22 protein-coding genes are annotated in these 26,896 nt (G+C 70.8%); 3 read left to right on the forward strand and 19 right to left on the reverse strand.

The features are described from left to right. Window positions 1-42: 42 nt before the first annotated feature. Window positions 43-1,719 (forward strand): alkaline phosphatase D family protein, encoded by a 1,677-nt coding sequence (locus STRBO_RS0129520; RefSeq protein WP_005478194.1) that lies wholly within the window; start codon window positions 43-45, stop codon window positions 1,717-1,719. 23 nt (window positions 1,720-1,742) lie between these two features. On the opposite strand, the gene STRBO_RS0129525 is transcribed toward STRBO_RS0129520, so the two are convergent. Further along, entirely contained in the window at window positions 1,743-2,312 is a 570-nt protein-coding gene (locus tag STRBO_RS0129525) for a dienelactone hydrolase family protein (RefSeq protein ID WP_005478196.1), read from the reverse strand. Between the two features lie 167 nt (window positions 2,313-2,479). Here STRBO_RS0129525 and STRBO_RS0129530 point away from each other — a divergent pair, with 167 nt between their 5' ends. After that, a complete protein-coding gene (locus tag STRBO_RS0129530; RefSeq protein WP_005478198.1) occupies window positions 2,480-3,604 on the forward strand; it encodes a mechanosensitive ion channel family protein in 1,125 nt (374 codons plus the stop codon). Between the two features lie 186 nt (window positions 3,605-3,790). Here the strand turns inward: STRBO_RS0129530 and STRBO_RS0129535 are convergent, their stop codons facing one another. The 5 genes from STRBO_RS0129535 to STRBO_RS0129555 all read right to left on the reverse strand — a co-directional run bounded on the left by STRBO_RS0129535 (window position 3,791) and on the right by STRBO_RS0129555 (window position 8,437). Beyond that, a complete protein-coding gene (locus STRBO_RS0129535; protein ID WP_005478199.1) occupies window positions 3,791-5,377 on the reverse strand; it encodes a Na+/H+ antiporter in 1,587 nt (528 codons plus the stop codon). A gap of 72 nt (window positions 5,378-5,449) precedes the next feature. Beyond that, entirely contained in the window at window positions 5,450-5,926 is a 477-nt protein-coding gene (locus STRBO_RS0129540; protein WP_020115252.1) for a GNAT family N-acetyltransferase, read from the reverse strand. Further along, the gene (locus STRBO_RS0129545; RefSeq protein WP_005478201.1) at window positions 5,923-6,867 is read right to left on the reverse strand and encodes an RluA family pseudouridine synthase; all 945 of its coding nucleotides are present in this window, start codon (window positions 6,865-6,867) and stop codon (window positions 5,923-5,925) included. The genes STRBO_RS0129540 and STRBO_RS0129545 overlap by 4 nt, the downstream gene beginning before the upstream one ends. A gap of 76 nt (window positions 6,868-6,943) precedes the next feature. Beyond that, on the reverse strand, window positions 6,944-7,555 hold the full coding sequence (gene lspA / locus STRBO_RS0129550; protein ID WP_005478202.1) for a signal peptidase II: 612 nt from the start codon (window positions 7,553-7,555) through the stop codon (window positions 6,944-6,946). 81 nt (window positions 7,556-7,636) lie between these two features. Beyond that, complete coding sequence (locus STRBO_RS0129555) at window positions 7,637-8,437, reverse strand: TraR/DksA family transcriptional regulator (RefSeq protein WP_020115253.1); 801 nt, start codon at window positions 8,435-8,437, stop codon at window positions 7,637-7,639. Between the two features lie 650 nt (window positions 8,438-9,087). Here STRBO_RS0129555 and ileS point away from each other — a divergent pair. Then, a complete protein-coding gene (gene ileS / locus STRBO_RS0129560) occupies window positions 9,088-12,231 on the forward strand; it encodes an isoleucine--tRNA ligase (RefSeq protein ID WP_005478205.1) in 3,144 nt (1,047 codons plus the stop codon). Between the two features lie 253 nt (window positions 12,232-12,484). Here the strand turns inward: ileS and STRBO_RS0129565 are convergent, their stop codons facing one another. The 13 genes from STRBO_RS0129565 to STRBO_RS0129625 all read right to left on the reverse strand — a co-directional run bounded on the left by STRBO_RS0129565 (window position 12,485) and on the right by STRBO_RS0129625 (window position 26,876). Further along, window positions 12,485-13,789: a DivIVA domain-containing protein gene (locus STRBO_RS0129565; RefSeq protein ID WP_005478206.1), complete on the reverse strand. Its 1,305-nt coding sequence runs from the start codon at window positions 13,787-13,789 to the stop codon at window positions 12,485-12,487. 52 nt (window positions 13,790-13,841) lie between these two features. Beyond that, window positions 13,842-14,132, reverse strand: a complete 291-nt coding sequence (locus STRBO_RS0129570) for a YggT family protein (protein ID WP_028796910.1) — start codon at window positions 14,130-14,132, stop codon at window positions 13,842-13,844. A gap of 50 nt (window positions 14,133-14,182) precedes the next feature. Next, on the reverse strand, window positions 14,183-14,824 hold the full coding sequence (locus tag STRBO_RS0129575; RefSeq protein WP_005478209.1) for a cell division protein SepF: 642 nt from the start codon (window positions 14,822-14,824) through the stop codon (window positions 14,183-14,185). Between the two features lie 128 nt (window positions 14,825-14,952). Then, on the reverse strand, window positions 14,953-15,672 hold the full coding sequence (locus STRBO_RS0129580) for a YggS family pyridoxal phosphate-dependent enzyme (protein ID WP_028796911.1): 720 nt from the start codon (window positions 15,670-15,672) through the stop codon (window positions 14,953-14,955). A 5-nt stretch (window positions 15,673-15,677) separates the two neighbouring features. Further along, on the reverse strand, window positions 15,678-16,442 hold the full coding sequence (gene pgeF, locus STRBO_RS0129585) for a peptidoglycan editing factor PgeF (RefSeq protein ID WP_005478213.1): 765 nt from the start codon (window positions 16,440-16,442) through the stop codon (window positions 15,678-15,680). Continuing rightward, the gene (gene ftsZ, locus STRBO_RS0129590) at window positions 16,439-17,632 is read right to left on the reverse strand and encodes a cell division protein FtsZ (RefSeq protein ID WP_005478214.1); all 1,194 of its coding nucleotides are present in this window, start codon (window positions 17,630-17,632) and stop codon (window positions 16,439-16,441) included. The genes pgeF and ftsZ overlap by 4 nt, the downstream gene beginning before the upstream one ends. Before the next feature lie 279 nt (window positions 17,633-17,911). Further along, entirely contained in the window at window positions 17,912-18,709 is a 798-nt protein-coding gene (locus STRBO_RS0129595) for a cell division protein FtsQ/DivIB (RefSeq protein ID WP_005478216.1), read from the reverse strand. A 58-nt stretch (window positions 18,710-18,767) separates the two neighbouring features. Further along, on the reverse strand, window positions 18,768-19,865 hold the full coding sequence (gene murG, locus STRBO_RS0129600; RefSeq protein ID WP_005478217.1) for an undecaprenyldiphospho-muramoylpentapeptide beta-N-acetylglucosaminyltransferase: 1,098 nt from the start codon (window positions 19,863-19,865) through the stop codon (window positions 18,768-18,770). 6 nt (window positions 19,866-19,871) lie between these two features. Continuing rightward, window positions 19,872-21,221 (reverse strand): putative lipid II flippase FtsW, encoded by a 1,350-nt coding sequence (gene ftsW / locus STRBO_RS0129605; protein WP_005478219.1) that lies wholly within the window; start codon window positions 21,219-21,221, stop codon window positions 19,872-19,874. An 88-nt stretch (window positions 21,222-21,309) separates the two neighbouring features. Further along, on the reverse strand, window positions 21,310-22,737 hold the full coding sequence (murD, locus tag STRBO_RS0129610; RefSeq protein ID WP_028796912.1) for a UDP-N-acetylmuramoyl-L-alanine--D-glutamate ligase: 1,428 nt from the start codon (window positions 22,735-22,737) through the stop codon (window positions 21,310-21,312). Continuing rightward, entirely contained in the window at window positions 22,719-23,792 is a 1,074-nt protein-coding gene (gene mraY / locus STRBO_RS0129615) for a phospho-N-acetylmuramoyl-pentapeptide-transferase (protein ID WP_005478222.1), read from the reverse strand. The genes murD and mraY overlap by 19 nt, the downstream gene beginning before the upstream one ends. Continuing rightward, window positions 23,789-25,204 (reverse strand): UDP-N-acetylmuramoyl-tripeptide--D-alanyl-D-alanine ligase, encoded by a 1,416-nt coding sequence (locus STRBO_RS0129620; RefSeq protein ID WP_005478224.1) that lies wholly within the window; start codon window positions 25,202-25,204, stop codon window positions 23,789-23,791. The genes mraY and STRBO_RS0129620 overlap by 4 nt, the downstream gene beginning before the upstream one ends. Window positions 25,205-25,208: 4 nt before the next feature. After that, window positions 25,209-26,876 (reverse strand): UDP-N-acetylmuramoyl-L-alanyl-D-glutamate--2,6-diaminopimelate ligase, encoded by a 1,668-nt coding sequence (locus tag STRBO_RS0129625; protein WP_078531416.1) that lies wholly within the window; start codon window positions 26,874-26,876, stop codon window positions 25,209-25,211. Window positions 26,877-26,896: the final 20 nt, after the last annotated feature.

Consider the following 26,896-nt stretch of genomic DNA (forward strand, 5'->3'; position numbering starts at 1 on the left):
CTGTCTTACCCCCGGCCCTACCGATCAGTAATCTCGTCGGCCGTGACCAGTCGCAGATCTCACTCCCGCCCCGACTCCCCCGCCCAGCCCACGGGTTCGGCCGCACCGAGTCGCCGTACGGTCGTCAAGGCGGCCGCCGCCGGGGCCGTTCTCGCCGCGCCGCTCTCCGCCGTGATCCCGGCACACGCGGCGCAGTCCCCCGCCTTCCTGCACGGCGTCGCCTCCGGCGACCCGCTGCCCGACGGTGTCCTGCTGTGGACCCGCGTGACACCCACCGCCGCCGCGATACCCGGCTCCGGTCTCGGCCCGGACATCGAGGTCGGCTGGACCGTCGCCCTGGACAAGGCGTTCACGAACATCGTCGCCAAGGGCTCGACGACCGCGACCGCCGCCTCCGACCACACCGTCAAGGCCGACGTCCGCGGCCTGGTGCCCGCCACGCACTACTGGTTCCGCTTCTCGGCCGGCGGCACCGACTCGCCCGCCGCCCGCACCCGCACCGCCCCGGCCGCCGACGCCGCCACCGCCAACCTGCGCTTCGGCGTGGTCTCCTGCGCCAACTGGGAGGGCGGCCACTTCTCCGCCTACCGCCATCTGGCCGCGCGCGGCGACCTGGACGCCTGGCTGCATCTCGGCGACTACATCTACGAGTACGGCACCGGCGAGTACGCCACCCGCGGCAAGGTCGTACGGCCGCACGCGCCGACCCACGAGATCGTCTCCCTCGCCGACTACCGCGTCCGGCACGCCCGTTACAAGACCGACCCGGATCTGCAGGCCCTGCACGCGGTCGCGCCGGTCGTGGCCATCTGGGACGACCACGAGATCGCCAACGACGCGTGGTCGGGCGGCGCCGAGAACCACACCGAGGGCGCGGAAGGCACGTGGGCGGCCCGGCAGGCGGCGGCCAAGCAGGCGTACTTCGAGTGGATGCCGGTGCGCCCGGCGCTGGCGGGCACCACCTACCGCCGTCTGCGTTTCGGCAAGCTCGTCGACCTCTCCCTGCTGGACCTGCGCTCCTTCCGCTCGCAGCAGGTGGGCGTGGGCGACGGCGAGGTCGACGACCCGGACCGTACGCTGACGGGCCGGGCCCAGCTCGACTGGCTGAAGGCCGGGCTGAAGTCGTCCGACACGACGTGGCGGCTGGTCGGCAACTCGGTAATGATGGCGCCGTTCGCCCTCGGCAACCTCACGGCCGACCTCTTCGAACCCCTCGCGGAGCTGCTCGGTCTGCCGAAGGAGGGCCTCGCCCTCAACCCCGACCAGTGGGACGGCTACACCGACGACCGCCGCGAACTCCTCGCCCATCTGCGGCAGAACGCGATCGGCAACACGGTCTTCCTCACCGGCGACATCCACATGGCCTGGGCCAACGACGTACCGGTCAACGCCGGGACGTACCCGCTGTCGGCCTCCGCCGCCACCGAGTTCGTGGTCACCTCGGTCACCTCCGACAACCTCGACGACCTCGTCAAGGTCCCCGAGGGCACCGTCTCCGCGCTGGCCTCCCCGCTCATCCGCGCCGCCAACCGGCATGTGCACTGGGTCGACACCGACCGCCACGGCTACGGCGTCCTGGACATCACGGCCGCGCGCGCCCAGATGGACTTCTACGTCCTCTCCGACCGTACGAAGCCCGACGCGACGTCCTCCTGGGCACGCTCGTACCGGACCCGGAGCGGAACCCAGAAGGTGGAGCGCACGTACGACCCCGTGTAGACCGCGATGAACCAGCCGCGGGACTAGAGGGTTTCGAGGAAGCCGAGCGCCACCCGCCAGGTGGCCTCGGCGGCCTCCTCGTCGTAGTCCGGCAGCTCGGGGTCGGTGTAGAGGTGGCCGGCTCCGGCGTATCTGTAGACCTCGACGTCGGCCCCGGCCCTGCGCATCTGGAGGTACCAGGCACTCAGCCAGTCGTCCGGCTCGAAGGGGTCGGGCTCGGCGACGTGCAGTTGGACGGGCAGGTCGTCCACGGACGCGGTGGCGGCGATGTCCGAGGTGCCGTGCAGAAGCAGCAGCCCGCGCGCGTTCTTGTCGCCCAGGGCCAACGTCTGGGCGGTCGCGGCTCCCAGGGAGAACCCGGCGTAGACGAGGCCACGCTCCGAGTACGGCGCGGCGGCCAGGACCGCCCGCTTGAGAAGCTCCTCCCTGCCCAGCTCCTCGTTGAAGGCCATGCCGTCCTCGACCGTGTCGAACGTCCGTCCGGCGAAGAGGTCGGGGGTCCACACCTCGTGTCCGGCGGCGCGCAGCCGGTCCGCCGCGTCGCGCACGGCGGGCCGCAGACCGTAGGTCGAGTGGAAGAGCACGATGTTCATGAGGCCATCGTGCCAGCCGGATCCGACACCCGGCCCGCCGACCGGTTCCCCGAGCAGCCCGCCGGCCGATTCGCCGACCGGTTCGCCGTAGGGCCGCGACGCCCGTACCCAGAGCGCGTCGGAAGTCACATGTTCATGACCCCGCGCGGCCGGTTACGTTCGAAGGCATGGAGAATCTACTCCGCCCATTGATCGTCGTCGGCGGTTCGGTCGTCCTCACGCTGCTCATCGGCTGGACGACCGATCTGCTGCTGCGCAAAGCGGACCAGCGGCACCACGAGACACCTCTGTGGGGCCTGCTGCGCCGCGGCCGCATCCCCTACCAGCTGTTCCTGTGCGCGGCCTTGCTCAGAGCGACGTACGACGAGGCGCAGCTGCTGGAGCAGCACCGGACCGCCGCGGGCCGCACCCTGACGCTGGTGCTGATCGGTTCGACGGCCTGGCTGGTGATCCGCATCGCGGCGGCGATAGTGGAGACGACGTACAGCCGTTACGCCCGCGTCCACCGCGACGCCGCCCGGGTACGCCGGGTGCGCACCCAGGTGACGCTGATCATGCGGGTGGTCTCGGCGATCGTCGGTGTGGTCGCCGCGGCCGCGATGCTGCTGGCCTTCCCGGCGATGCGCGCGGCCGGCGCCTCGCTGCTGGCCTCGGCCGGGCTGCTCGGCATCGTCGCCGGTATCGCCGCGCAGTCCACGCTGAGCAACCTCTTCGCCGGGCTGCAGATCGCCTTCGGCGACATGGTCCGCCTCGGTGACGTGGTCGTGGTGGAGGGCGAGTGGGGCACGGTCGACGAGATCACCCTCACCTTCCTGACGGTCCGCACCTGGGACGAGCGCCGCATCACGATGCCGGTGTCGTACTTCACCTCGAAGCCCTTCGAGAACTGGTCCCGCGGCGGCGCCCAGATGACCGGCACGGTCTTCCTCCACGTCGACCACGCCGCGCCGCTGCTCGCGATGCGCGACAAGCTCCGCGACATCCTGCGGTCCTGCTCCGCGTGGGACGGCCGTCACTACGACCTGACCGTCACCGACACGACCCCCTCCACCATGGAGGTCCGCGCCCTCGTCACCGCCAAGGACCCGGACGACCTGTGGACCGTCCGCGTCACCGTCCGCGAGCAGCTCGTCCACTGGCTCACCGAGACCCACCCGTACGCCCTCCCCCGCATCAACACCGCCGACGCGGTCCTCTCCCCGACCCACCCCAACGGCCACGTCGACGGCCGCGTCCCCCGCCTCACGCGCAGCAAGGTCCACGAGCCCCCGTGGTCGCCGGGCAGAGGCTGACAGACCGCGAGTGCGGGCTCAGCGGCCGGATCACGCCGTCTGAGCCCGCACCCGCACCTGCGCCGCCTGCGCCTGCACTCGCGTCGACCCGGACCACGTCAGCCGAGCGGCCGGGGAGGAACAGACGCAGACGCACCCACACCCGCCGACTCACCGACTCACCGACTCACCGCAGTGTCCGCCGACTCACCGCAGACTGCGCACATCCAGATGCCGCAGCACCCGGTCCACCACCTCGGGATTCGCCCCCGGCTCACTCCGCGCGGCCAGCACCTCGTGCCGAGCCGCGCTCAACATCTCCCCCTGGATCCGACGCATCCGGCGAAGCCTGTGCACCCGCTGCTCGTGCCCCTCCCGGCGTTCGTCCTCCCCCACCTCCGGGCTGATCCGCACCGCGATCTCGACGGCCCGCCGCAGCAGCCGCTCGGACATCTCCTCCGGCAGCTCCTCCGTCTCCTCGATCTCCTTCAGCCGTCGCTTCGCCGCCTTCGCCGCCCGCACGGCCAACGCCTTCTCGAACTCCTTCTCGGCCCCCTCGTCCGCCCGCACCCCCAACCACCGCACCAGCCGCGGCAGGGTCAGCCCCTGCAGCACCAGCGTCGCCATGATCACGCCGAACGCGATGAACACGATCTCGTCCCGGTCGGGGAACGGCGCCCCGCTCTCGGTCTCCAGCGGAATCGCGAGCGCCAGCGCCACGGACGCCACCCCCCGCATCCCCGACCACCACATCACCACGGTCTCGCGCCACGACACGGGAATCTCCTCGTCGTAGTCCCGCTTGGCGTGCAGCCGCCGGGCCAGCCAGGTGGCCGGCAGCAGCCATGCCAGCCGGACGAGCACCACGACGACCACGACGGCCGCCGCCCAGCCGAGCATCTCCTGCCACCGCCCGGACGCCGTACGGATCGCGTTGTGCAGCTCCAGCCCGATCAGCCCGAAGGCGACGCCGGTGACAAGCGTGTCCACGACGTCCCAGACGGTGTGCCCGGCGAGCCGTGTCATGACGTCGTCCGCCCCGAGCGCGTACTCCGCGAGGAACAGCGCGGTCGTGAGCACCGCGAGCACCCCGGACCCGTGCAACTCCTCGGCCATCACGTACGACGCGTACGGCACGAGCAGGGTCAGTCCGATCTGCAGCGTCGCGTCCTCCAGGAAGTCCATCAGCTTGTTGGCGGCCCAGCCGAGCACGATCCCCACGACGACGGCGACGACCCCCGACAGCACGAGCTGGAGCGCGGCCCGGGGCCAGGAGAAGGATCCGCTGACGGCCGCGGCGATGGCCACGTGGTAGAGCACGATGGCCGTGACGTCGTTGAAGAGACCCTCGCCCTCCAGGATCGACACCAGTCGGCGCGGCAGCCCGAGTTGGCCCGCAACGGCCGTCGCCGCCACCGGGTCGGGCGGCGCGACCAGAGCGCCGAGCGCGAGGGCCGCCGCGATCGGCAGTCCGGGCACGATCGCGTGCGCCACGGCGGCCACGGCGGCGGTGGTCACGAACACCAGCGCCACGGCCAGCAGGAGGATCGGCCGCAGGTTCGCCGTGAACTGCCGCCAGGAGGTCCGCCGCACCGCCGCGTAGAGCAACGGCGGCAACAGCAGCGGCAGGATGAGCTCCGGCGGGATCTGCACGTTGGGCACGAAGCCGGGTACGGCGAGGGCGATGCCCAGCAGCGTCATCAGCACCGGCGCCGGCAGTTTCAGCCGCTCCCCCACCGGCACACTGACCACGGCCCCGACCAGCAACACGAAGAACAGGGCCAACTGATCCATGGGGGTGCTCCGCTGGTGCTAGACGATCAAGACCGGCCAGTCTTCAGGGTGCCCCACCCGCACCGTCGAACGCTAAATCGACCGCCGCATGGACCGATGAGGTATCCCCGCGTCCAGGAACTCCGCCCCGTACGCCACGTACCCCAGCCGTTCGTAGAACCCGAGCGCGTGCGTCTGCGCCCCCAGGTCCACCGCGGTCAGCCCGCGCTCCCGCGCCGCCTCCTCGACGGCCCGCACCAGCGCGACCCCGACACCCAGCCCGCGGGCCTCCCCCACGACCGCGAGCCGCCCCAGCGCCCCGACGCCCGGAGCCCCACCGGTCTTGCCGGCGGCGGCCTCCCCGTACAGCAGCCGCCCGGCCCCGAGGGGCGTCCCGTCGTCCCGGACGGCGAGGACGTGCACGGCCCCGGCGTCGTACGCGTCGTACTCCAGGTCCTGCGGCACGCCCTGCTCGACGACGAAGACCTCCTTGCGCACCGCGAAGCACGCCTCGCGGTCGGCGGGACCGTCGGCGACGCGCACCTCGTAGGACACCGGGACGGGACTCACGCGTACGTCTCCTCGCGCACCTTGTCGAGGGCCTTCTGCAGATCGGCCGGGTAGTCGCTCTCGAACTCGACCCAGCTGCCGTCCCCGGGGTGCTCGAAGCCGAGCCGCACGGCGTGCAGCCACTGGCGGGTGATGCCGAGCCGCTTGGCGAGCGTCGGGTCGGCGCCGTACGTCAGGTCGCCGACGCAGGGGTGCCGGTGGGCGGACATGTGGACGCGGATCTGGTGGGTGCGCCCGGTCTCCAGCTTGATGTCGAGCAGCGAGGCGGCCCGGAACGCCTCGACCAGGTCGTAGTGCGTGACCGACGGCTTGCCCTCGGCGGTGACGGCCCATTTGTAGTCGTGGTTCGGGTGCCGTCCGATGGGCGCGTCGATGGTGCCGCTCGTGGGGTCGGGGTGGCCCTGGACCAGCGCGTGGTACCGCTTGTCGACGGTCCGCTCCTTGAACTGGCGCTTCAGGGAGGTGTAGGCCCGCTCCGACTTGGCGACCGTCATCAGTCCCGAGGTGCCCACGTCGAGCCGGTGCACGATGCCCTGGCGTTCGGCGGCGCCCGACGTCGAGATCCGGTACCCGGCGGCGGCGAGGCCGCCGATGACGGTCGTCCCGGACCAGCCGGGGCTGGGGTGCGCGGCCACGCCGACCGGCTTGACGATCACCAGCACGTCGTCGTCGTCGTGCACGATCTCCATGCCCTCGACCGGCTCGGCGACGATCTGTACCGGTGCGGGCGCCTGCGGCATCTCGACCTCCATCCAGGCCCCGCCGTGCACCCGCTCCGACTTGCCGACCACCGACCCGTCGACCGTGACCTTCCCCGCGGCGGCGAGTTCGGCCGCCTTGGTACGGGAGAAGCCGAACATGCGGGAGATGGCGGCGTCGACGCGCTCGCCCTCCAGGCCGTCGGGCACGGGCAGGGTACGGATCTCGGGAATCGTGCTCACCCGTCGAGTATGCCGGACGGGTGAGAGCCGCCCGACCGTGCCTGTGGACAACCTCCTCGACGCGGCGGCCCCGCTCTCAGCCCTTGTGGACGGTCCCGTCCGGGTCGAGCCCCCGGAACGACAGCAGGACGATCAGGATGCCGCCGCACACGATGGCCGAGTCGGCGAGATTGAAGACCGCGAAGCCCTTGGGCGCGATGAAGTCGACGACCGCTCCCTCGAAGACCCCCGGCGCACGGAAGATCCGGTCCGTGAGGTTGCCCAGCGCGCCCCCGAGCAGCAGGCCGAGCGCGATCGCCCAGGGCAGGCTGTAGAGCTTGCGGGCGAGCCGGGCGATGACCACGATCACGATCGTCGCGATCACCGTGAAGATGATCGTGAAGGCCTCGCCGAAGCCGAAGGCCGCACCCGCGTTGCGGATCGCCTCGAACTTCAGCCAGTCCCCGATGATCTCGATCGGTTCGTGGTGCTCCAGCCTGGCGACCACGATCATCTTGCTGACGAGGTCGAGCGCGTACGCCAGCGCGGCGACCCCGAACAGCACGGCGATACGGCGCTTGCCGCGCGGGCGCGCGGGCGCGTCGGCCTGCTCCGCCACGGCACCGTTCCCGCCGTCGGACTGCTCCGGGTCGGTCCCCGACGCGTCTGGGATGTCCGGCGTACCGATGATGCGCTCCGCCTCTGCCACGTGAGTCCCTCAACCTAGGTTCCTGACTGAGGACAAAGGTACGACACGACCCACACGGACCAGGGGCTCAGTCCGCGATCACTAGCGGCGTTCCTGCTTCTGCTTGCACTCCACGCAGAGAGTGGCCCGTGGAAACGCCTGCATCCGTGCCTTTCCGATCGGATTGCCGCAGTTCTCGCAGAGGCCGTATGTGCCCGAGGCCAGCCGGTCCAGGGCGCGCTCGGTCTGGTCGAGCATCTCGCGCGCGTTGTGGGCGAGCGACAGCTCGTGCTCGCGCGTGATGTTCTTCGCCCCGGTGTCGGCCTGGTCGTCGCCGGCGCCGTCCCCCGAGTCCCGCATCAGGCCCGTGAGCGACCGCTCGGAGGCCTCCAGCTCGGCCCTCAGCCGCACGGCCTCGGACTGCAGCTCCGTGCGGGCCTCGGCGACCTCCTCCGGGCTCCAGGGGTCCTCGCCGGGCCGTACCGCCAGCTCGCCGGGCTCCACCGCGGCGGGCCGCGCCTTGGGGACGGCGGAGGGCTTCCGCTTCGCCGCCGTAGCCGTACCAGGAGTGTTCTTCGCAACCACCGTCGTGGCTCCCGTCGTCTCGGCGGCCTGGGCCGCGTCCGCCTTCTTGACCGTGCTCTTCTTCGCAGAGGGGCTCTTCGCCACGCTCTTCGCCACGCTCTTCGCCGTGCTCTTCCCGCCCGCGTTCTTCCTCGCGGCGGGCTTGTGCGCGGCGGCCTTCCCGACCGCCGCGGCCTCCTCGGCCGCCACCGTCGTCCCGGTCACCGTCGGCTTCCCGGACGCCGTCGCCTTCTTGGCCGCGGTCTTCTTCACGGCCGTCCTCGCGGCGACCGTCCCTTCGGCCGCGGTCTTCTTCGCCACCGCCTTCTTCGCCACCATGGCCGCGGCCCCTTCACATATGGTGATCTTGCACGCGAATCGTGCTGGGACGATAAATCGACCTGAGTCCCTCGGCAACGGGGCAGACCACCCGATTCTCCCACCTCACGGCCGTCACGCGACGAGCCTGCAAGCGTTGTGCCCAGCTCCCCGCCGGGTATTCCGCCCCGCCGGAGGTCCCAGGATCCGGACGCCCCGCCCGCTCCATTCGGGTCACCCCGCAGGTCACCGCGCGCCCGGCCGCGAGGCCCGCCGAAGGCCCCGCCCCACCCCTCCCGCGCGCCCTCGAAAACCGGTCGGCCGCCGTCCGTGCGGCGCCGTACACTGGGCGCAGCGAGAAGCGTGGATGGGGACGAGTAGCGTCGTACGCAGCCCAGAGCGACCCGGGGACGGTGGAAGCCCGGGGGCGAGCGCGATGTGAAGATCACCCCGGAGCCGCCGGAAGAAAGCCGCAGCCCATGGCACCGTCCCTGGGGCGCGGCGAGTAGACCCGGTATCGCGACCTCAATGAGGGGGTTCACCGGCGCGTACGGCGCACAGGGGAACCAAGGAGGGTGGTACCGCGGGAGCGCGCCGCACACGGCGTACGAAGGATCGAAGCTCTCGTCCCTCCGACGGAAGGCAGCAAGTCCGTTGGAGGAAGCCCGCTCATGACAGAGCCGACGTACCGCCAGGTGCCCGCCCAGGTCGATCTGCCCGCGCTCGAGCACGCGGTGCTCGACTTCTGGCGCGACCAGAAGATCTTCGCCAAGAGCCTGGAGCAGTCCGAGGGCCGCCCCGAGTGGGTGTTCTACGAGGGACCGCCCACCGCCAACGGCATGCCGGGCGCCCACCACATCGAGGCCCGCGTCTTCAAGGACGTCTTCCCTCGCTTCCGCACGATGCGCGGCTACCACGTGGCCCGCAAGGCCGGCTGGGACTGCCACGGCCTCCCGGTGGAGCTGGCGGTCGAGAAGGAACTCGGCTTCAACGGCAAGAAGGACATCGAGGCGTACGGCATCGCCGAGTTCAACGCCAGGTGCCGCGACTCGGTGACCCGGCACACCGACGCCTTCACCGAGCTGACGACCCGCATGGGCTACTGGGTCGACCTGGACGACGCCTACCGGACCATGGACCCCGAGTACGTGGAGTCCGTCTGGTGGTCGCTCAAGGAGATCTTCGGCAAGGGTCTGCTGGTCCAGGACCACCGCGTCGCCCCCTGGTGCCCCCGCTGCGGCACCGGCCTGTCGGACCACGAGCTGGCGCAGGGCTACGAGACGGTCGTCGACCCCTCGGTGTACGTCCGTTTCCCGCTCACCTCCGGTCCGCTCGCCGGCGAGGCAGCGCTCCTGGTGTGGACGACCACGCCGTGGACGCTGGTGTCCAACACCGCGGTCGCCGCCCACCCCGAGGTCACCTACGTGGTCGCCACGGACGGCACGGAGAAGCTCGTCGTCGCCGAGCCGCTCGTCGCCAAGGCGCTCGGCGAGGGCTGGGAGACCACCGGCCAGACCTTCACCGGCGCCGAAATGGAGCGCTGGACCTATCAACGTCCGTTCGACCTGGTGGAGTTCCCGGAAACGGCGCATTTCGTCGTCAACGCCGAATACGTCACCACCGAGGACGGTACGGGCCTGGTCCACCAGTCCCCCGCCTTCGGCGAGGACGACCTCAAGGTCTGCCGCGCGTACGGCCTGCCCGTCGTGAACCCCGTCCGTCCCGACGGCACCTTCGAGGAGGAGGTCCCCCTCGTCGGCGGCGTCTTCTTCAAGAAGGCGGACGAAAAGCTCACCGAGGACCTCCAGCAGCGCGGCCTGCTCTTCAGGCACATCCCGTACGAGCACAGCTACCCGCACTGCTGGCGCTGCCACACCGCGCTCCTGTATTACGCGCAGCCGTCCTGGTACATCCGCACCACCGCCGTCAAGGACCGTCTCCTCCAGGAGAACGAGAAGACCAACTGGTTCCCGGACTCGGTCAAGCACGGCCGCTTCGGTGACTGGCTGAACAACAACATCGACTGGGCGCTCTCCCGCAGCCGCTACTGGGGCACCCCGCTGCCGATCTGGCGCTGTGAGGAGAACCACCTCACCTGCGTGGGCTCCCGCGAGGAGCTGAGCCGCCTCTCCGGCACCGACCAGTCCGAGCTGGATCCGCACCGCCCGTTCATCGACGCGGTCACCTTCCCGTGCCCCGAGGACGGCTGCGGCGCCACCGCCACGCGCGTCCCGGAGGTGATCGACGCCTGGTACGACTCGGGTTCGATGCCGTTCGCGCAGTGGGGCTACCCGTACAAGAACAAGGAACTCTTCGAGTCCCGCTACCCGGCCCAGTTCATCAGCGAGGCCATCGACCAGACCCGCGGCTGGTTCTACACGCTGATGGCCGTCGGCACCCTGGTCTTCGACAAGTCGTCGTACGAGAACGTCGTCTGCCTCGGCCACATCCTCGCCGAGGACGGCCGCAAGATGTCCAAGCACCTGGGCAACATCCTGCAGCCGATCCCGCTCATGGACCAGCACGGCGCCGACGCCGTCCGCTGGTTCATGGCGGCCGGCGGCTCCCCCTGGGCGGCCCGCCGCGTGGGCCACGGCACCATCCAGGAGGTCGTCCGCAAGACCCTCCTCACCTACTGGAACACGGTCGCCTTCCAGGCCCTGTACGCCCGCACGTCGAACTGGGCGCCCAGCGCGGCGGACCCGGCCCCGGCCGACCGCCCGGTCCTGGACCGCTGGCTGCTGTCGGAACTCCACGCCCTCACCGACCAGGTGACCGGGGCCCTGGAGGCCTACGACACCCAGCGCGCCGGCAAGCTCCTCTCGGCCTTCGTCGACGATCTGTCGAACTGGTACGTACGCCGGTCGCGCCGCCGTTTCTGGCAGGGCGACAAGGCGGCGCTGCGCACCCTGCACGAGGTCGTCGAGACGGTCACGAAGCTGATGGCCCCGCTGACCCCGTTCATCACCGAGCGGGTCTGGCAGGACCTGATCGTGCCGGTCTCCCCGCAGGCCCCCGAGTCCGTGCACCTGGCCTCCTGGCCGGAGGCGGACCTCTCCGCGATCGACCCCGAGCTGTCCAGGCAGATGGTCCTGGTGCGCCGCCTGGTGGAGCTGGGCCGCGCCACGCGCGCGGAGTCGGGCGTCAAGACCCGCCAGCCCCTCTCTCGCGCCCTGGTGGCCGCCACGGGCTTCGACTCCCTCGACCCCGAACTGCACGCGCAGATCACGGAGGAGCTGAACGTCAGCTCGCTCGCCTCGCTCTCCGAGGTCGGCGGCTCCCTGGTGGACACCACCGCCAAGGCCAACTTCCGCGCGCTGGGCAAGCGCTTCGGCAAGCGGGTCCAGGACGTGGCCAAGGCCGTGGCGGGCGCCGACGCGGCCGCCCTGTCCCTCGCCCTGCGCGAGGGCACCGCCTCGGTCGAGGTCGACGGTGAGACCGTCACCCTCGCCCCCGACGAGGTCATCATCACGGAGACCCCGCGTGAGGGCTGGTCGGTGGCCTCCGACTCGGGCGCCACGGTCGCCCTCGACCTGGAGATCACGGAGGAGCTGCGACAGGCGGGCCTGGCCCGTGACGCGATCCGCCTGATCCAGGAGGCCCGCAAGAACAGCGGCCTCGACGTCGCCGACCGTATCGCCCTGCGCTGGACGGCCACGGACCCGGCGGTCACGGCCGCACTGACCGAACACTCGCCGCTGATCGCCGACGAGGTCCTCGCCGCGGACTTCGCCACCGGCGAGGGCGACGAGACCTTCGGCACGCCCTTCACGGACGAGGGCCTGACCCTGACGTTCCGCCTCCGCAAGGCGTAGCCCCGTCGCCCTGCTCGGCCGGGTCGGCGAGCAGGGCCCCGCTCCGCACCACCCCCGGGAGACCAAGAAGGCCTGGGGCGCCGTGAGAGATCTCGGCGCCCCAGGCCTTCGGCGTTGTGTCCGCCGCACATCCGCGCGTATCCCCGCGCGACCGCCCCGCCCCGGGGCCCGCACGGCAAAAGGGCGGGGCCCCGGAAAGAGATCCGGGGCCCCGCCCTGAACGCTGCCGACGCCTACGGCGTACCAGTAATCGTCAGTTGTCGTCCTCGTCGATCAGGAACCCGCGCATCGGCGAGGGAGCCTGTCCCATCGGAGAGGGACCCTGCGGCCGGACCGGAGCCATCGGCTGGGTCATGGCGGGCGACATCTGCTGCTGACCGCCGTAGGAGGGCGCGGCCGGAGACGGGGCGCCGCCCATGCCTCCACCCATGCCTCCGCCCATGCCTCCGCCCATACCGCCCGGGTTGCCGCCGTACGACGGGGCGCTCGCGCCGGCCGGAGCCATGGAGGGCGCCGGGGACGGCGGCAGCGACGCGGTCGCCGGGGTGCGCGGCGGGGCCAGCGAGTCGTCCGCCTGGGTCTCCAGCTGACGCAGCTGCGACTCCAGGTACGACTTCAGACGCGTGCGGTACTCGCGCTCGAAGCCGCGCAGGTCCTCGACCTTGCGCTCCAGCGTGGCGCGGGCGGACTCCAGGGAGCCCATCGCGACGCGGTGCTTCTCCTGCGCGTCCCGCTCCAGCGCGTCGGCCTTGGCACGGGCGTCCCGCTCCAGACCCTCGGCGCGGCTACGGGCCTCACCGACGATCTTGTTGGCCTCGGAACGGGCCTCGGCGATCGCCTGGTCGGCGGTCTGCTGGGCCAGCGAGAGCACACGCGCGGCGCTGTCGCCGCCGGGACCCTGGCCGGGGCCGCCCATCGGACCGCCCATGGGGCCGCCCATCGGACCGCCCATCTGCTGCATGGGAGGCTGGCCGCCCATGGGACCCTGGCCCATCTGGCCCTGACCCATTTGGCCCTGGCCCATCTGCTGCATCTGGCCCTGGCCCATGGGGCCCTGGCCCATCGGTCCCTGACCCATCGGGCCGGGACCCTGCTGCCCACCCTGGCCACCGGGGCCGGCGGGCAGCTGCGGAGCACCGCTCGGCAGCTGGGGCGGGCCACCCATGGGGCCCCCCATCTGCTGCGGCGGGCCCGATATCCCAGCGGGTACGGGTCCACCGGGACCGCGCATACCCTGCTGCTGCATGCCGCCTTGCTGCATGCCGCCCTGCTGCATGCCGCCCTGCTGCATACCCTGCTGCTGCATGCCACCCTGCTGCATGCCGCCCTGCTGCTGGTCCTGAGGCTCCGGGGGCTTGCGCATGTTCTGCTGGTTCTGGGCAGCAGCACGCGTGGCCGCGGCCAGTTTGGCGCGCAGGTCCTCGTTCTCACGTAGCAGGCGCGTCAGTTCGGCTTCGACCTCATCGAGGAAGGCATCGACCTCGTCCTCGTCATAGCCTTCTCGGAGGCGGACGGTCGTGAACTGCTTGTTCCGCACGTCCTCGGGGGTCAACGGCATCTCTTCACCTCAACGTAGTCATCGGCAGTCGGCAAGACCGGATCGTCCACAGTCACCTCGCGAGTCCACCCACGATGTTGATCAGGATGTAGACGATGATCATCAGTACGAAGAAGGACAGGTCGAGCGCCACGCCCCCGAGACGCAGCGGCGGGATGACCCGCCGCAGAAGCTTCAGCGGTGGATCGGTGACAGTGTAGGTGGCCTCCAGAACGACCACCATCGCCTTGCCGGGTTGCCACGAGCGGGCGAACTGGAACACATAGTCCATGACCAACCGGAAGATCAGCACGATGAGGAAACACATCAGAGCGATCCAGAGCACTTGCCAAACCACGCTCATGATCCGTGCTTCCCTCTCCCCTGTCCCACATCTTGTTCCGGTCCTGCGTCTCAGCTCTGGTTGAAGAACCCGCCCTCTGCGATACGGGCCTTGTCCTCCGCCGTGACATCGACGTTAGCAGGCGACAACAGGAACACCTTCTGCGTCACCCGCTCGATGCTGCCGTGAAGACCAAACACCAAACCGGCCGCAAAGTCGACAAGTCGCTTCGCGTCTGTGTCGTCCATCTCAGTCAGATTCATGATCACCGGGGTGCCCTCACGGAAGTGTTCCCCGATGGTACGGGCCTCGTTGTAGGTCCGCGGGTGCAACGTGGTGATCCGGTAAGGCTCTCGCTCGGACACGACCTTGGGCATGATCACCGGTGCGTTCTTCTCCAGACTCGAACGTTCTTGTGTGATGGACGCCACGGGCGCGATCCGGGCGGGTCGCGCCGATTCCGCGGGGAGCGAAGTGGCGTGCGACACCGGTTCGCGCTGCGCGGGGGGCTGTACCACTCGCACCGATTCATCCCTTTGGGACTGGTGTGACTGGTGTGCCTGATGCACCGGCTCGTGCCGGCGGTGGTCCCGCTCCGGCTCCGGGTCGAGCTCGGGCTCGAAGTCGTCATCGGGGTCGAAGCCCCTGCCGTCGTACCCATCGTCCTCCACGAGGCCGAGGTAGACCGCCATCTTGCGCATCGCGCCGGCCATGCTCTGAGTCCTCCGCTCTGTGGTGGATCCACTGACGACTTCCAAGTGCCCGCGATCCACGAGGTCGTTGCGCCCGCCTCTCGACGGAATGACCATATTTTCTGCTGTGGTCCGACTTCTTGGCGACGTTACCCGAGCCCGGGACGGACTCCGAGTACCGCAGTGCCGACGCGCACATGTGTCGCTCCGGCCGCGACGGCCTCCTCGAGGTCCGCACTCATCCCGGCGGAGACCATGTTCGCAGCCGGATGGGCTCGGCGCAGGTCGGTCGACAAATCCATCAACCGCTCGAAAGCGGCCCGTTGCCGTCCGGCGTACTCCCCGGTGAGCGGCGCGACGGTCATCAGACCATCGACCCGCAGCCCCGGCGCCCCCGCGAGGAGGTCGGCCAACTCTTCGATCCCGTCCGGCCCGACACCTCCTCGCTCCCCCCGGCCGCCCGCGTCGGCGTCGAGCGCGACCTGGATGAGACATCCCACCTCGCGCCCGACCCGGACTGCCTCCTTCGACAGAGCCGTGACAAGCCTGGAACGATCGACGGACTGCACGAGATCCGCATAACGCACCACAGAGCGGACTTTGTTGGTCTGCAATTGCCCCACGAAATGCCACACAAGGGACAGATCCGAACATTCGGCGGCCTTGGGCGCCGCGTCCTGGTCCTTGTTCTCGGCGACATGACGCACACCGAGTTCCGACAGGATCCGCACATCGTCCGCCGGATAGGTCTTGGTCACCACGACCAGAGTGACCTCGTCCCGCCCGCGCCCCGCGGCCGCGCACGCCGCCGCGATGCGACCCTCCACCTTCGCCAGGTTCGCGGCGAGTTGTGCCTTACGGTCCGTCATGCCCATCAGTCCAGCCAGACATATCCCGCGAGTCGCCCTGTGGCGCCGTCGCGGCGGTACGAGAAGTGATCGCGCGACTCCAGCGTGCACACCGGCGACTGCTCCCGGTCGTGCACCCCGAGGCGCTCCAGCTGTGCGTGCACTCCGGCGCACACATCCACGGACGGCGTGCCCCAACTGGTCTCGGCGTACGCGGCCGGCTCGACGGTGGCCACCTCGGCGCGCATCGCTTCGGGCACTTCGTAGCACCGGCCGCAGACGGCGGGTCCGGTCCGGGCGACGATCCGGGCGGGCTCGGCGCCGAGTTCGGTCATGGCCCGAACGGCGGCGGGGACGACCCCGGCGACCATGCCGGGCCGGCCCGCGTGGGCGGCGGCCGCGACCCCGGCGACGGGGTCGGCCAGCAGGACGGGTACGCAGTCGGCGGTGAGGACGGCGAGGGCGAGGCCGCGCCGGGTGGTGACGATCGCGTCGACGGACGGGATGTCGCCGGAACCGGAGCCTGAGCCCGGGGCCGGGCCGGAGCCGGAGCCCCAGGGTCCGTCGACCACGGCCACGTCCGCGCCGTGCACCTGGTTCATCCAGACGACCCGGTCCGGTTCCAGACCCAGCGACTTGGCCGCCAGCTCCCGGTTCGTCGTCACGGCGCCGGCGTCGTCCCCGACCGCCCCGCCGAGATTGAGCTGCTCATACGGAGCGGCGCTCACCCCGTCCCACCTGTCGGTGAAGGCGAAGTGCGCGCCGCCCACGTGCTCGTGCCGTCCTATCACTTGAGGAAGTCCGGCACGTCCAGCTCCTCCGCCGCACTGTCCGAGTAGGACCGGGACGGCGGGACCGGCGGGGCGACGGGCACCTCGTTCACCGGCTCGGGGGCGGGCGCCGGCTCCTCCTTCGGCTTGACGCTGCCGAGCGAGCCGAAGGACGGCCGGCTCTCGGCGGCGGGCCGGACCGGCGCCGGCTCCTCGCGCTTGGCCGCGGCCGAGCCGAGGATGTTGTCCCGCTTGGCCGGGGGCTGGCCGCCGTCGAACCCGGCCGCGATGACCGTGACCCGAACCTCGTCGCCGAGCGCGTCGTCGATGACCGCGCCGAAGATGATGTTGGCCTCGGGGTGGGCGGCCTCGCTGACCAGCTGTGCGGCCTCGTTGATCTCGAACAGACCGAGGTCGGAGCCACCGGAGATGGAGAGCAGCACGCCCCGGGCGCCGTCGATGGACGCCTCCAGCAGCGGCGAGGAGATCGCCATCTCGGCGGCGGCCACCGCGCGGTCGTCGCCGCGGGCCGAGCCGATGCCCATGAGGGCCGAACCGGCCTCGGACATCACGGACTTGACGTCGGCGAAGTCGAGGTTGATCAGGCCGGGCGTGGTGATGAGGTCGGTGATGCCCTGGACACCGGAGAGCAGGACCTGATCGGCCGACTTGAAGGCGTCCAGCACCGAGACCTGGCGGTCCGAGATGGACAGCAGCCGGTCGTTCGGGATGACGATGAGGGTGTCGACCTCTTCGCGGAGTTCCGCGATGCCGTCCTCGGCCTGGTTGGCGCGGCGGCGGCCCTCGAAGGTGAAGGGGCGGGTGACCACGCCGATGGTGAGGGCGCCCAGCGAGCGGGCGATGTTGGCCACGACGGGCGCGCCGCCGGTGCCGGTGCCGCCGCCCTCGCCGGCCGTCACGAAGACCATGTCGGCCCCCTTGAGGACCTCCTCGATCTCCTCGCGGTGGTCCTCGGCCGCCTTGCGGCCGACGGCCGGGTTGGCACCGGCGCCGAGTCCGCGGGTGAGTTCGCGGCCGACGTCGAGCTTGACGTCGGCGTCGCTCATCAACAGAGCTTGCGCGTCGGTGTTGATGGCGATGAACTCGACGCCCTTGAGACCGACCTCGATCATCCGGTTGATGGCATTGACACCACCGCCGCCGACACCGATGACTTTGATGACTGCGAGGTAGTTCTGCGGTGCTGCCACGTCGAAGGCCTCTCGCCTCGAGTTACGTGTCGCCGCTTCGCGGGGTACCCGTGATGCGACGACTGATGCCGAAGTGGGACGGTCCGAACGCCGACCCGAACCCTAACGCTGAAGTTTAGGGTTACCAGTGTGACTGTTCCTTGGACTCTTCCGAACAGGACACTAAGTCGACAAGTGGCGCACGTTCAACGAACACGCCGAACCTCCCGTTTTTCTTTTCACCCTATGTGATCAGGCATAGCGATGCCCAACCAGGGTGCTGGCCTGCACCGATGCGCGTCAACTCCCTGATGACGCGGGCGCGGTGGGGACGCTCACATCGAAGTGCCCCGCGCCTGGGGCGGCTTTGATCAGGGCGGCGAGTGCGCGGGCCTTCGCGCGCCCCTTCTCCGCACTTCCCCACGCGACGGTGCGGTCCCCGGTCAACTCCAGCGTGATGGAGTCGTAGGAACGGACCTTGACGACCAGGGTCTCGTGCGCGATCACGGCCGGAATGTCACCGGCGACCCGTACGGCCCCCCGTACGAGCCGGTCCTCACCGAATCGCCGCAGACCGGCGGCGGACGAACCCGACCGGGACACCGTCAATTCCAGTACGGGAACCCCTTCCGGGGCGCGCGAAACCGTGGCAAAACGCACCCCTTTCGCGTCCACTTCGACGTACTTGCCCGCATTTCCGGCCGCTTCGACAATCAGGACCGGAGTACGTTCGCGCACTTTCAGCCCGATTCCGTGGGGCCAGGAACGGGTGACCTCGACGGAGTCGATTCGCGGCAATTTCCGCAGCAGACGTGACTCGATCCCGTCGAGTTCGACGGAAATCAGCGGATCGCCGAGCGGTACGGCGGCGGCCCGGCGCACCTCCCCCACGGTGAGCACGCGGGTGCCCGACACGTACACCCGCTCCGCCCGCAGCCACGAGGAGCCGTACAGGGCCCAGACCGAGGCGCCGCCGATCAGCACGAGAGCGACCGCGACGGCGATCAGCACCCGGGGGCCGGGGAGCCGTCGCCGGGGCGGCGGGCCGGGGTCCAGATCCTCGTCTGCGCCGCGTTCGGCGGTGGTCGGTCCGGCCACGCCCACTCCCTCTCCTGGCCCGGTTCGCCTCCGGGCGCCTCAGCCGGCGAACCGCTCCCTAGCGGTGTCCACGCCGGGCGGCGATCGCCTCGTACACCATCCCGACGAGCAGGTCGTCGGCGTCCCTGCGGCCGAACTCGCTGGCCGCGCGGGACATCTCGTAGAGCCGGTGCGGGTCGGCGAGGACGGGCAGGACGTGTCGCTGCACCCACTGGGGCGTCAGCTCCGCGTCGTCGACCAGCAGTCCGCCGCCGGCCTTGACCACCGGCTGGGCGTTCAGTCGCTGTTCGCCGTTGCCGATGGGCAGCGGGACGTAGGCGGCCGGGAGCCCGACGGCGGAGAGTTCGGCGACGGTCATCGCGCCCGCGCGGCAGAGCATCATGTCGGCCGCGGCGTACGCGAGATCCATCCGGTCCACGTACGGTACCGGGATGTACGGGGGCATCCCCGGCATCTGGTGCACCTGCGGCAGTTCGTTCTTCGGGCCGACCGCGTGCAGGATCTGGATCCCGGCCTGCTGGAGGTAGGGCGCGACCTGCTGGACGACCTCGTTGAGGCGGCGGGCGCCCTGGGAGCCGCCGGAGACCAGCAGGGTCGGCAGGTTCGGGTCGAGGCCGAACATCGCGCGGGCCTCGGGGCGGGCGGCGGCCCGGTCGAGGGTGGCGATGGCGCGGCGCAGCGGGATGCCGATGTAGCGGGCGTCACGGAGCTTGCTGTCCGGGGTGGAGACGGCGACCTGGGCCGCGTACCGGGAGCCGATCTTGTTGGCGAGGCCGGGGCGGGCGTTGGCCTCGTGGACGACGATCGGCACGCCGAGGCGCTTGGCGGCCAGATAGCCGGGCAGGGCGACGTAGCCGCCGAAGCCGACGACCGCGTCGGCCTTGGTGCGCTCCAGGATCTGCTCGGTCGCCTTGATCGTGCCGCGCAGCCGGCCGGGCACGGTGATCAGCTCGGGGGTGGGCTTGCGCGGCAGGGGCACGGCGGGGATCAGCGCGAGTTCGTAACCGCGCTCGGGGACGAGGCGTGTTTCGAGGCCGCGCTCCGTGCCCAGGGCCGTGATGCCCACGGTCGGGTCCTGCCTGCGCAGGGCGTCCGCGAGCGCGAGCGCGGGCTCGATGTGACCGGCGGTTCCGCCACCGGCGAGTACGACATGCACCGAAATTCACCGCTCTCCGGACGGACGTGCCGAGGCACGCCGTCGCATCGTGTTCCATCTCCCTGGCCCCGAAGGGCCGCCGCCACGCTTTCTACCAAAGCGGGGTTGCCGCATGGCCAGCGCCGCCCGCGCCGCGGGTTCGTCGCGCGCGAAGGCGATCAGCAACCCGATGGCGAACATGGTCGGCAGCAGGGCGGACCCTCCGTAGGAGAACAGCGGGAGCGGGACTCCGGCGATCGGCAGCAGACCGAGCACCGCACCGATGTTGATCACTGCCTGAGCGGTGATCCAGGTGGTCACGCCTCCCGCGGCATACCTGACGAAGGGGTCCTCCGTGCGTCCGGCCACGCGGATACCCGCATAGCCTAGAGCCGCGAAGAGGGCGAGCACCGACAGCGTCCCCGCGAGGCCCAGTTCCTCGCCGGTGACGGCGAAGATGAAGTCGGTGTGCGCTTCCGGGAGTTGGCCCCATTTTTCCACACTGGCGCCCAGTCCCGAGCCGAAGATCCCGCCCGAGGCGAGCGCGTAGATGCCGTGCACGGCCTGCCAGCAGTCGGCGCCGTCGGTACGGGGTTCGGTGGCTCCGATGCAGGCCAGGCGGGCCATACGGTTCTCGCTGGTCCTGATCAGGACGAACCCGATGAACCCGGCGACGGACAGCACGCCCACGAACAGCCGCGTCGGCGCCCCGGCCAGCCACAGCAGGCCGAACAGGATCGCCGTGAGAATGATCGCGGTGCCCATGTCGCCGCCGAGCATGATCAGCCCGAGCAGCATGAACGCCACCGGCACGAGCGGCACGAGCATGTGCTTCCACTGGGTCAGCAGCCGCTTGTCCTCCTTGCGGGCCATCAGGTCGGCACCCCAGAGCACCAGCGCCAGCTTGCCGAACTCGCTGGGCTGGATCTGGAAGGAGCCGCCGATGGCGATCCAGTTCTGGTTGCCGTTGATCGACTGCCCTATTCCGGGCACCTGAACCAGGGCCATCAGGAACACACAGCCGGCCAGCAGCGGGTAGGCCAGCGCCCGGTGCAGCTTGACCGGCATCCGCGAGGCCGTGAGCAGCAGCGCGGTGCCGATCGCGGCCGCGAGGAACTGCTTGCGGAAGAAGAAGGTCCCCGGCAGCGACTTCTGCAGCGCCGTGATCTGCGAGGCCGAGTAGACCATCACCAGGCCCAGCACGGTGATCAGCAGGCTGCCGCCGAGAATCAGGTAGTAGGCGGTCAGCGGCCGGTCCCAGGCCTTGCGCGCCCGGGTGAGCAGCCGCCGCACGGGGTTCTCGCGCGGCGGCCGGGAGACGGGCGGCCGTCGTGTGACGCGCTGGAGGGGCGCACGGCTCGTACGGCTACCGGGCATCGGGGGCACCCTCGCCGCCGACCGAACGGATCCGTGTCACGCGTCCCTCCCAGGGTCACCCGGCGCCGCCAGGCGGGGCCGGGCCGGGTCAGCCGTCCGCGGGGGAGAGTCCGCGCACAGCCTCCGCGAACGCGTCCCCACGCTTGTTGTAGTTGACGAACATGTCCATCGACGCACAGGCCGGCGCCAGGAGCACGGTGTCGCCCGCCCGCGCCAGCGTCCGCGCCTCGCGGACAGCGGCGAGCATCGCCCCAGTGTCGGTCCGGTCGAGGTCGACCACCGGCACTTCGGGCGCGTGTCGCGCGAGCGCTTCCCGGATCAGCGCGCGGTCCGCGCCGATCAGCACGGCGCCCCGCAGCCGCCCGGCCGCACCGGCGACGAGCTCGTCGAAGGTCGCGCCCTTGGCGAGTCCGCCCGCGATCCACACGATCGACTCGTAGGCGGCCAACGAGGCCTGCGCCGCGTGCGTGTTGGTGGCCTTGGAGTCGTCGATGTACGCGACGCCGTCCACGTCGGCCACGTGCGCGATGCGGTGCGCGTCCGGCGTGAAGGCCCGCAGGCCGTCCCGTACGGCCGCGGCGGGCACCCCGTAGGCGCGGGCGAGGGCGGCCGCGGCGAGGGCGTTGGCGATGTTGTGGGGGGCCGGCGGGTTCACGTCCGAGATCTCGGCGAGTTCCTGGGCGTTCTTCTGCCGGTTCTCGACGAAGGCGCGGTCGACCAGGATGCCGTCGACGACGCCCAGTTGGGACGGCCCCGGGGTGCCGAGCGTGAACCCGACGGCCCGGCAGCCCTCCTCGACGTCCGCCTCGCGCACCAGATCCTCGGTCGCCTTGTCGGCCAGGTTGTAGACGCAGGCGACCCGGTTGCCCTCGTAGACGCGGCCCTTGTCGGCGGCGTACGCCTCCATGGAGCCGTGCCAGTCGAGGTGGTCGGGGGCGAGGTTGAGGACGGCGGCGGAGTGGGCGCGCAGCGAGGGCGCCCAGTGGAGCTGGTAGCTGGACAGCTCGACGGCCAGGACGTCGTAGGGCTCGTCACCGAGGACCACGTCCAGCAGCGAGACCCCGATGTTCCCGACGGCGGCCGTGCGCAGGCCAGCGGCTTCCAGGATGGAGGCGAGCATCTGGACCGTGGTGGTCTTGCCGTTGGTGCCCGTGACGGCCAGCCAGGGGGCCGCGCCCGGCCCCCGGAGCCGCCAGGCCAGCTCGACGTCGCCCCAGATCTCCAGGCCGGCCGCGCGGGCCGCGTCGAACAGCGGCTTGTCGGGCTTCCAGCCGGGGGCGGTGACGACGAGTTCGGTGCCCTCGGGCAGGGTGGCGCCGTCGCCGAGGCGCACGGTGATGCCGAGCGCCTCCAGGTCGGCCGCCTGCGCACGGGCGCGTTCGTCGTCGCCGTCGTTGACGACGGTGACGGCCGCGCCGAGGCCGTGCAGGACCTTGGCCGCCGGGATGCCCGAGACGCCGAGCCCGGCGACGGTGACGCGCTTGCCCTGCCAGTCGGTCACTTGTCGGCCGCCCATCCCGCGTAGAAGAGGCCCAGTCCGACGATCACACAGATGCCCTGGATGATCCAGAAACGGACCACGACGAGGACCTCGGACCAGCCCTTGAGCTCGAAGTGGTGCTGGAGCGGGGCCATGCGGAACACCCGCTTGCCGGTCAGCTTGAAGGAGCCGACCTGGATGACGACCGACATCGTGATGAGGACGAACAGACCGCCGAGGAGCGCGAGCAGCAGCTCGGTGCGGGAGCAGATCGCGAGACCGGCGAGCGCGCCGCCGAGGGCCAGCGAACCGGTGTCGCCCATGAAGATCTTCGCGGGCGAGGTGTTCCACCACAGGAAGCCCAGGCAGGCGCCCATCAGCGCGGAGGCCACGATCGCCAGGTCGAGCGGATCTCGTACCTCGTAGCAGGCGGAGGGGTTGGTCAGGGTCTGCGTGTTGGCGCAGGACTCCTGGAACTGCCAGACGCCGATGAAGGTGTACGCGCCGAAGACGAGGACGGAGGCGCCGGTGGCGAGGCCGTCCAGACCGTCGGTCAGGTTCACGCCGTTCGACATGGCGAGGATCATGAACAGCGCCCAGATGACGAACAGCACCGGGCCGATGGTCCAGCCGAAGTCCTGGACGAAGGAGATCTTCGTGGAGGCCGGCGTCTGGTCGCGGGCGTCCGGGAACTGCAGCGCCAGGACCGCGAAGCCGATGCCGACGATCAGCTGGCCGGCCATCTTCGCCTTGGCCCGCAGACCGAGCGAACGGCGCTTGACGATCTTGATGTAGTCGTCGAGGAAGCCGACGAGACCCATGCCCGCCATCAGGCCGAGCACCAGCAGACCGGAGAAGGTCGGCGGCTGTCCCGAGATCACCTTGGCGAGGAAGTACGCGACGACCGTCGCCAGGATGAAGGCGATACCACCCATGGTCGGCGTACCGCGCTTGCTGGCGTGCTCGCGCGGGCCGTCGTCGCGGATGTACTGGCCGTAGCCCTTGCGGGCCAGCAGCTTGATCAGCAGCGGCGTGCCGACCAGGGTCAGGAAGAGGCCAATGACTCCTGCGAACAGGATCTGATTCATCATCGGGCGGCGACCTCACCCTCGTTGCCGCTGTCGAGCAGCGCCTGGGCCACGCTCTCGAGCCCGACCGACCGGGACGCCTTCACGAGCACGACGTCCCCCGGGCGCAACTGACTGCGCAACAGATCGATCGCCGCCTGTGCGTCGGACACGTGCACCGACTCCTCACCCCACGAACCCTCGTTATATGCGCCCAGTTGCAGCCAGGACGCTTCCCTGCCCCCGACCGCGACGAGCTTGCCGACATTGAGCCGGACGGCGAGCCGTCCGACCGCGTCGTGCTCGGCGAGCGATTCGTCCCCGAGCTCGGCCATCTTGCCGAGCACCGCCCAGGTCCGCCGCCCCTTGCCCATGGCTGCGAGGGCGCGCAGAGCGGCCCTCATGGACTCGGGGTTCGCGTTGTAGGCGTCGTTGACGACCGTCACGCCGTCCGGGCGCTCGGTGACCTCCATGCGCCAGCGGGAGAGGGAGCCCGCCTCGGAGAGCGCGGTGGCGATCTCGTCTGCGGACATGCCCAGCTCATGGGCGACGGCGGCCGCGGCGAGCGCGTTCGACACGTGGTGCTCACCGTACAGGCGCATGGTCACATCGCTTGCACCGGAGGGTGTGTGAAGCCTGAAGGCGGGCTGTCCGGCGTCCGTGAGCGTGACGTTCTCGGCGCGTACGTCCGCTTCGCCGGACTCTCCGAAGAGGATCACCCGGGCCTTCGTACGGGACGCCATGGCCCGCACGAGGGGGTCGTCGGCGTTGAGGATCGCCGCGCCGCCCTCCTGCGCGGACGGCAGGGCCTCCACCAGCTCGCCCTTGGCCTGCGCGATCTGTTCGCGGCCGCCGAACTCGCCGATGTGGGCGGTGCCGACGTTCAGGACGAGGCCGATCCTCGGCGGGGTCAGGTCGGTGAGGTACCGGATGTGGCCGATGCCCCGGGCGCCCATCTCCAGCACCAGGAAACGGGTCTCCTCGGTGGCGCTGAGCGCGGTGAGGGGCAGCCCGATCTCGTTGTTGAGGGAGCCGGGCGTGAACACGGTCGGCGCCTTGCGCTGGAGCACCTGGGCGACGAGGTCCTTGGTGCTGGTCTTGCCCGCGGAGCCGGTGAGGGCCACGAGGGTCGTGCCGAGCTTGCGGACGACGTGCCGGGCGAGGGCGCCGAGCGCCGCCTGGACGTCGGGCACGACGATCGCGGGCACGCCGACGGGACGGGACGCCAGCACCGCTGCCGCACCCGCCTCGACGACCGCGGCCGCGAAGTCGTGTCCGTCCACGCGCTCGCCCGCGAAGGCGACGAAGAGGCTGCCGGGACCCACCTCACGGGAGTCCCGGACGACCGGTCCGGTGACCAGCGCCGACGGATCCGGTATGTCGTGCGTCTGCCCGCCGACGACTTCTGCGATCTCGGCGAGAGAGAGGGCGATCACAAGTTCATCCCTGGGTCTGCTGGATAGCTTCGCGAAGCACCTGGCGGTCGTCGAAGGGACGTACCACGCCGGCGATGTCCTGGCCCTGCTCGTGGCCCTTGCCCGCGACCAGCACGGTGTCGCCCGGCCGCGCGCGGGCCACCGCCGCGGCGATCGCGGCGCCACGGTCCTCGAACAGGAGGACCTCGCCGCGCTCGTGCGCCGGCACGGACGCCGCGCCCTGGAGCATGGTCGCGAGGATCGCGAGGGGGTCCTCGGAGCGGGGGTTGTCGGAGGTCAGTACGGCCGTGTCGGAGAGCCGGGCCATCGCGGCGCCCATCGGCGCGCGCTTGGTCGTGTCCCGGTCGCCGCCGCAGCCGAGCACGATGTGCAGGCTGCCCTCGGTGACCTTGCGCAGCGCCTTGAGGACGGACTCGACCGCGTCCGTCTTGTGGGCGTAGTCGACGACCGCGAGGTAGGGCTGCCCGGCGTCCACGCGCTCCAGCCGGCCCGGCACGCCCGGTACGGCGGCGACACCGTCCGCGGCGGTCTGCGGGTCGATCCCGGCGACGGCCAGCGCGGCGACGGCCGCCAGGGTGTTGGCGACGTTGAAGGAGCCCGGCAGCGGGGACCTGGCGGTGATCCGCTCGCCCTTGGGCCCGACCACCGTGAACGTCGAGTCCATGGGGCCGACCCGGACGCCCTCGGCGCGCCAGTCGGCGTCCGGGTGCCCCTCGGCGGAGAAGGTGACGACGGGCACCGTGGCCTCGCCGACGAGCCGGCGGCCGTACTCGTCGTCGAGGTTGACCACGCCGAGCCGGCTGCGTTCCGGGGTGAACAGCTGTGCCTTGGCCCGGAAGTAGTCCTCCATGTCGGAGTGGAACTCCATGTGCTCCGGGCTGAGATTGTTGAAGACCGCCACGTCGAAGACGCAGCCGTCGACCCGGCCGAGGACCAGGGCGTGGCTGGACACCTCCATGACGACCGAGTCGACGCCGCGTTCGCGCATGACCGCGAACAGGGCCTGGAGGTCGGTGGCCTCGGGGGTGGTCCGCTCGGACTTGATGCGCTCGTCGCCGATGCGCGTCTCGACCGTGCCGATGAGCCCCGTGGAGCGCACGGCCTGCAAACCGCCCTCGACGAGGTACGCGGTGGTGGTCTTGCCGGACGTGCCGGTGATGCCGATCTGGAGCAGGTCGCGGCCCGGCCGGCCGTAGATCGTGGCCGCCAGCTCGCCCATCCGCGCGCGCGGGTTCTCCACGACGAGCGCGGGGAGCCCGGCGGCGGCGGCGCGCTCGGCGCCGCTCGGGTCGGTGAGCACGGCGACGGCGCCGAGGCCGGCCGCCTGGTCCGCGAAGTCGGCGCCGTGCAGACGGGCGCCGGGCAGGGCGGCGTACAGGTCGCCGGGGCGGACGGCCCGCGAGTCGTGGGTGATGCCCGTGACCTCCGCGGCGCTCCCCGGCTGCTCGGCACCCACCTGGCCGGCGAGGTCCGCGAGGGATGTGGCGGAGACCTGGAGCGGCCTGGGCGGTCCCGGATATGTCACGGGAACGTCCTTCTGGGTGGTTTGGGACTGATCAGCGTGTGGCACGGCGGTGAGCGTACCGGGCGCACCCCCACGGGAGCGAAGCGAGGGTTTGTGCGAGCGAGGCTCGGAGGTGTGGTTCCCGGGGTCGGGAGTGATCATGGTCACGAGTCGGTTCCTGGCTGGTT

This window comes from Streptomyces bottropensis ATCC 25435 (genome assembly GCF_000383595.1).
Classification (GTDB): Bacteria; Actinomycetota; Actinomycetes; order Streptomycetales; family Streptomycetaceae; genus Streptomyces; species Streptomyces bottropensis.